Genomic DNA, 6,132 nt, shown 5'->3' with positions numbered 1-6,132 from the left:
GCAGATGCACCGTCTTGGTCTCGAAGAACTCCTCGAGACCCTCGACGCCGCCTTCACGTCCGACGCCGGACTGCTTGTAGCCGCCGAACGGCACGGTGAAATCGATGATGGCGGCGTTCACGCTGACCGTTCCGGTCCGGATACGCTGCGCCACCTCGAAACCGTGCTCGAGGTCGGCGGTGTACACCGCGCCGGACAGTCCGTAGATCGAGTCGTTGGCGATGGCGATCGCCTCCTCCTCGTCCTCGTAGGTGATCACGGAGACGACGGGACCGAAGATCTCCTCCTGCGCGACGCGCATGTCGTTGCGCACGCCGTCGATCAGGGTCGGTTCGACGAAGAAGCCGTGGTCGACGCCTGCGGGACGGCCGCCTCCGAGCACGACGGTCGCGCCCTCCTCTTTCGCCGAGGCGATGTAACTCTCGACCCGGTCACGCTGCCGTTCCATGGCGAGCGGGCCGAGGAAGGTCGTCTGCTCCCACGGGTTTCCCATGGTGAGGAAGCCCAAAGCACCCTTCAGCGCCTCGACCACCTCGTCGTGGCGCTTGCGTGACACGAGCACCCGCGTCAGCGCGATACACGCCTGACCGCTCTGCATGCAGCCACCCATCGGGAGCGACTGCATGACGTGCCCCAGGTCGGCGTCGTCGAGGATGATCGCCGCCGATTTGCCACCGAGTTCGAGCGACACCCGGGCGATGCGCTCCCCGGCGAGCGACATGATGCGCCGCCCGGCGAGAGTGCTTCCGGTGAACGTGATGTGATCGACGTCGGGATTGGTGACGAGAGTTTCGGATACCTCCCGGTCGGCGCAGAGAACGCTGACGACGCCGTCCGGAATCTTGCCTTCGGCCGTCAGTTCCCCGATGACGTCGGCGAACACGGACGGCGACAGCGGGGCTTCCGGCGCCGTCTTGAGGATCACCGAGCAGCCTGCGGCGAGGGCGGGGGCCACCTTGAAGGCGATCGTTCCGATGGGCCCGTTCCAGGGGATGATGGCTGCGACGACCCCGGTCGGTTCCTTCAGGATTCGCGAGACCCCGCCGTCGGCGCGGGTCCGGTCGTCGCGGGTGGAATAGTCGCGGGCCACGGCCGCCACGGCGCGGAACAAGCCGGCGGTCATCTGCTGGGTCGGGCCGCTGACCGCGACGGGGATGCCGACCTCGATCACGCCGAGCGGGGTCAACTCCTCCACGCGGCTCTCGAGTCGCGAAGCGATCTCGTCGAGGACGTCGGCGCGTTCGGCCATCGTGCGCGACGCCCACTCACCGGAATCGAATGACGTGCGAGCGGCCTGCACGGCGCGTTCGACGTCTTCGGTTGTGGCGCTGCGGATTCGCGCCGCCTTCTTCTCGGTGAACGGGTCGACGAGGTCGATCCACTCGTCTCCCGTCGACTCCACCCACCGGCCGCCCACGAACACCTGCTCGCGATCGGCGATCTTCGGAGGCGCTGCGGCCGCCGACTCTGTTGTCGTCATGGTCGAAAATTCCCTTCGCTCAGCGGTTGTTGTAGCCGGCATCGACCGGCAGGGTCACGCCCGTGACGTACCGCGCCTCGTCGGAGGCGAGGAACACGATGGCGTTGCTGATGTCGACGGCCTCGATCAGCTCGACCGGCATCGGATTCTTGTACGATTCGTCGTTCGCGACCTCGGGGTGCGAGTTCACGAACTCGCCGTATTCGGCGTTGGCCACCATCGGGGTGTTCACCCCGGTGGGATGCACGGTGTTGACCCGGATACTGTGCTTCGCAAGCTGCTTCGAGTACAGGCGCATGAGACCGACGACGCCGTGTTTGGCCGCGGAGTAACCGGCCTGGCCGGGGAATGTGTTGAGTCCGATGCTGGTGAGGCCCGCCGCGGAACTGGTGATGACGATCGACCCGCCCTCGCCCCGTTCGATCAGCCCGGGGACCGTCACCTCGAGTACGTGCCACACGCCGGTGAGCATCACGTCGATGGCGTCGTGCCACGCCTGCGGCTGATTTCCGGGTCCGATGACGGGCATGATGCCGGCGTTGGGCAGGACGATGTCGACGTGTCCGAACTGTTCGATCCCGGCGTCGTACGCGCGCTGGACGTCGGCGCGGTTCCGAACGTCGCCCACCGACGTGACGATGGAACCGCCGGCCTCCTTGACCAGGCGTTCGGTCTCGGCGAGGTCATCCGTGGTCGCCATCGGATAGAACACGGTGTCGATCTGCTCGCAGATGTCCATCGCGATGACGGAGGCGCCCTCCTCCGCCAGTCGCACCGCGTGCGAACGTCCCTGTCCGCGAGCCGCACCGGTGACGAACGCGACCTTCCCCTCGAGTCGTGCCATGACGTGTCCTCTCGTTCAACCGAGTCTGAGATGTCGGTGATGTGCGCCGGAATGTCGCGCGGCGTGCGCGCGAGGTGAGCACTGGATGTGGGTCTTGGGTTCGAGGGCCGTCGGCCGGACGCCCTCGAAACGGACACTTCTTGTGAGCCGTGTCACAGGACAGTAGCGCGGCATTCGCCGCTCGTCAACAGTGGAACAAATATCGTTCTACGTCTCATGCCTCAGAGGTAGCCGGGAGCCTCGTGCCACTCACCGACCTGATAGCACGTATGCGCCTCCTCCTGCTCGAACGACAGCAACCGGCAGAGCCGGACCGCACCGTCGTCGTCGGGATCGATTCTCATCAAGGCGATCTGGGCCCCCGCGTCGCGCAGCACCTCGAGCGCCCGCACGAGCAGCGCCGCACCCAGGCCGCCGCCCCGTGCCTCCTTCTCGAGCACCAGTGCACGGATCCACGCCGCCCGCAGTTCGAGGTGCGTGTGCAGCGACGGGTCCAGCCACACGAACCCCTGGGGCCGGCCGGCGTCGCCGGACGCGAGTACGACGGACCCTGTTCCGTGGGCACGGCTCTCCGACAGCTTTTCCAGCTGAGCGGCCGGAATTCCCGAACGGCCCAGCACGTCGTCGAGAGCCGTCACCGACTCGGGGGCCTCGAGCCCGCGCGGCGCCTCCAGCACGGACCCGGCCGGGAGGGGCACCGGGTCGAGCGGAACCGCGAACGGCCCGGTCAGGCTACGGAACAGCGTCCACAGCCGGCTCACCGACGAGATCCGGAACCGTCGGGTCAGGCGCTCGGCCGCGGGATGCGTGCCGAAGGCCCAGGCGCGCAGCGCGCGCGCACCGGTCCCCATCCAGCCGTCCGGCCGGTCCACGTCGAGGCCCAGCTCCTCGACGAGCAGGGTCGCAATCCCCCGCGATCGATAGTCGGGGTGCACGACGAATTGGACGGCCCCGAGACCGTCGTCGTCCACGGCGATATTGAGGTACGCCACCACGACGAGCGGAACGTCGTCGACAGCGCTCAAACCGCGACGCGCCTTGACGGCAAGATGCGATACCCGCATCCCCGGCCGCGAACGTGCCGTGACGTCACGCGGTTCGATGCGCGAGAACCCCGCTTCGTCGTCGTATTCCGCGGCCGCGCCCACCAGGGCGAGAACTTCGTCGCGGTCGTCGTCTGCGAGTTCCTCGCACCACTGACAGGAAATCATCCGTATCACTCCTCATCGGACAGCGTCACCTAAACCTAATGCTCATTGATAACACCCGCAACGGCCGGACCTGCGAGGGTTTACACATAAATCTATGTGAGTTAGATTTAATGGGTCGATCCACACCGCATTCGGAGCCGGTGACGGGTAGCGGCGACAATGCCGGGCCCATCGACTCCGCACGACACTGGAGGAAACGCAATGACCGAGGTCGGAGCACCCCGCGAGGAACGCATTCGCCGCGCCCTGGATCACCTGCGCAACGACACGACGGACGAATTCGACCACATCACCTGGTTCCAGCCGGAGGAATTCACCGATCCGGCCGTGGCCAAGCGGGAACGTGACCTCATCTTCGGACGTGTCCCCTCGATCGTCGCTCACGGCTCCGAGATCCCCCGCGCCGGCGACTTCTTCACCCTGCAGATGCCGCGGAACAACATCATCGTGGTCCGGCAGCGCGACGGTGGCGTCAAGACGTTCGTCAACCTCTGCCGGCACCGTGGCGCCCTCCTCGAGAAGGAGGAGAAGGGCCGCTGCCGACTCTTCTCCTGCCCGTACCACCGGTGGTCGTACGACACGGACGGCAGCCTCCGGACGATTACCCGCGACAACACGTTCGGCGAGACCGACACCGCGAACATGGGCCTCGTCGAGCTGCCGACCGAGGAGCGTCACGGCTTCATCTGGGTCGTGGACGACGCGAACGCCGAGATCGACGTGGCGGGCTGGCTCGGCGAAGAGATGGACACGATCGTCGCCGGCTACGACCTCGGTTCCAAGATCGCCGTGCAGTCCGAGGGATTCGACGAACCGGTCAACTGGAAGATCATGCAGGACGCCTTCCTCGACGGGTATCACATCCAGTACGCGCATCCGAATACCGCAGCCAAGCACATTCACACCAACGTGATGGCATTCGAGGACTTCGGCAGGCACTGCCGCTTCATCGCCCCGCGCAAGTCGATCGATCGGTGGATCGAGGAGGACCCCGGCGACCGGAGCCTCGCCAAGGACATCACGGAAACCCATTTCCTGCTTCCCAACAGCACCCTGCTGCGGCAGCCGGATCACTTCCAGCTCCTCACCTTCCGGCCCCACCCCACCGATCCGCAGCGCTGCCGCATGGAGATGCGCTTGATCGTGCCGCCGGTGGCGGACACCGAGATGACCGAGGAGAAGTGGACCCGCCTGTGGAACAAGAACTGGGAGATTCTCCTCGCGGTTCTCCACGCCGAGGACTTCCCGCTCCTGCGGGACTCCCAGCACGGCATGACCAGCGCCAACGCCGGCCGAATGGTGCTGGGCCAGAACGAGGTCGCCAACCAGGTGTTCCGGCGTGAGACGCAGAAACTACTGGCAACGAACTGACAACACATGACGTGCGGGGCGCCCACCGGGCGTCCCGCATCAGGAGGAAGACATGCAGAGCGATCTGTTCGACCGGGACCACGAGTTGTTCCGCGAATCCGTGCGGGGATTCGTCGACAAGCACGTGGTGCCCCAACTCGAGAAATGGGATGCGGATCGCCTGATCGATCGCGAGACCTGGCTGGCGGCCGGTCGCCAGGGCCTGCTCGGACTGCCCGTCCCCGAGGAGTACGGCGGGCCCGGCGAACTGGACTACCGCTTCCGCTTCGTGATCCAGCAGGAGATCGCCCGGGTCGGCGCGTCGGCCCTGCAGTCCGGATTCTCCACGAACGACGACATCGTCCTGAACTACCTGCTCCGCCACGCCGACGGCGAGCAGCGTCGGCGCTGGCTGCCCGGATTCGTCACCGGCGAGACCATCGGCGCGATCGCGATGAGCGAGCCTGCCGCGGGCAGCGACCTGCGCGCCATCCAGACCACGGCGGTTCTCGACGGCGACAGCTGGGTGATCAACGGGTCCAAGACGTTCATCACCAGCGGAATCCTCGCCGACCTGGTGATCGTGTTCGCGAAGACCGATCCTTCCGCCGGCTCCCGCGGCTTCAGCCTCTTCGTCGTCGAGGACGGGACGCCGGGATTCGCCCGGGGCCGCAAACTGGATAAGCTCGGTCTGCACGCCCAGGACACCGCGGAGTTGTTCTTCGAGGACGTCCGCGTCCCCAAGGAGAATCTGCTCGGTGAGCTCGGTTCGGGATTCGCGTATCTGATGCAGAGCCTCCCCCTCGAACGACTCGGCATCGGGATCGCCGCGCAGGTGTCCGCCGAGGCGGTCCTCGGCTGGACTCTCGACTACGTCAAGGAGCGGACGGCCTTCGGCAAGCGGGTCGGGGAATTTCAGGGCCTCGGGTTCACCCTCGCCGAACTGCAGACCGCCGTCGAGGTGTCCCGCGCGTACATCGACCGGTGCGTGCGCGAGCACAACGCGGGCACCCTCACCGCGGTGGATGCGGCGAAGGCGAAGCTCTGGGCCACGGAACTGCAGGGCCGCGTCATCGATGCCGGGGTGCAGTTCCACGGCGGCTACGGCTACATGATGGAGTATCCCGTCGCCAAGGCGTACATCGATGCGCGGATCCAGCGGATCTACGGCGGCACCAACGAGATCATGAAGGAAATCATCCATCGAGACCTGATGAAGGCCTGAACGATTCCGGCAGGAAGGGGTG

The 6,132-nt window shown here is 66.3% G+C and carries 5 protein-coding genes; 2 read left to right on the top strand and 3 right to left on the bottom strand.

Annotated features, from left to right (window positions below):
* The 3 genes from ACFTZB_RS41850 to ACFTZB_RS41840 form a co-directional block, all read right to left on the bottom strand.
* The coding region (locus ACFTZB_RS41850; RefSeq protein ID WP_378441274.1) for an aldehyde dehydrogenase at positions 1 to 1,480 on the bottom strand (1,480 nt) is incomplete at its 3' end.
* Positions 1,481 to 1,499: 19 nt separating this feature from the next.
* Complete coding sequence (locus ACFTZB_RS41845; RefSeq protein WP_072939746.1) at positions 1,500 to 2,324, bottom strand: mycofactocin-coupled SDR family oxidoreductase; 825 nt, start codon at positions 2,322 to 2,324, stop codon at positions 1,500 to 1,502.
* Between the two features lie 221 nt (positions 2,325 to 2,545).
* A complete protein-coding gene (locus ACFTZB_RS41840) occupies positions 2,546 to 3,535 on the bottom strand; it encodes a GNAT family N-acetyltransferase (RefSeq protein ID WP_378441271.1) in 990 nt (329 codons plus the stop codon).
* A 201-nt stretch (positions 3,536 to 3,736) separates the two neighbouring features.
* On the opposite strand from ACFTZB_RS41840, the gene ACFTZB_RS41835 reads away from it, so the two are divergent.
* Together ACFTZB_RS41835 and ACFTZB_RS41830 are read left to right on the top strand one after the other, a co-directional pair.
* On the top strand, positions 3,737 to 4,906 hold the full coding sequence (locus ACFTZB_RS41835) for an aromatic ring-hydroxylating dioxygenase subunit alpha (protein ID WP_378441269.1): 1,170 nt from the start codon (positions 3,737 to 3,739) through the stop codon (positions 4,904 to 4,906).
* A gap of 52 nt (positions 4,907 to 4,958) precedes the next feature.
* Positions 4,959 to 6,110 carry an acyl-CoA dehydrogenase family protein gene (locus ACFTZB_RS41830; RefSeq protein ID WP_378441267.1) on the top strand — a complete coding sequence of 384 codons (1,152 nt, stop codon included), beginning with the start codon at positions 4,959 to 4,961 and terminating at the stop codon, positions 6,108 to 6,110.
* The last annotated feature ends 22 nt before the right edge of the window (positions 6,111 to 6,132 follow it).

The organism is Rhodococcus sp. NPDC057014 (assembly GCF_042673295.1).
GTDB lineage: Bacteria > Actinomycetota > Actinomycetes > Mycobacteriales > Mycobacteriaceae > Rhodococcus_F.
The sequence above is the reverse complement of the archived record's forward strand: the minus strand, read 5'-3'. Positions and strand labels throughout refer to the sequence as shown.

What these genes read in the sequence shown, in the direction of transcription:
- ACFTZB_RS41845 (WP_072939746.1), bottom strand. Translation starts at nt 2,324, where the DNA reads ATGGCACGACTCGAGGGGAAGGTCGCGTTCGTCACCGGTGCGGCTCGC.
- ACFTZB_RS41840 (WP_378441271.1), bottom strand. Translation starts at nt 3,535, where the DNA reads ATGATTTCCTGTCAGTGGTGCGAGGAACTCGCAGACGACGACCGCGAC.
- ACFTZB_RS41830 (WP_378441267.1), top strand. Translation starts at nt 4,959, where the DNA reads ATGCAGAGCGATCTGTTCGACCGGGACCACGAGTTGTTCCGCGAATCC.
- ACFTZB_RS41835 (WP_378441269.1), top strand. Translation starts at nt 3,737, where the DNA reads ATGACCGAGGTCGGAGCACCCCGCGAGGAACGCATTCGCCGCGCCCTG.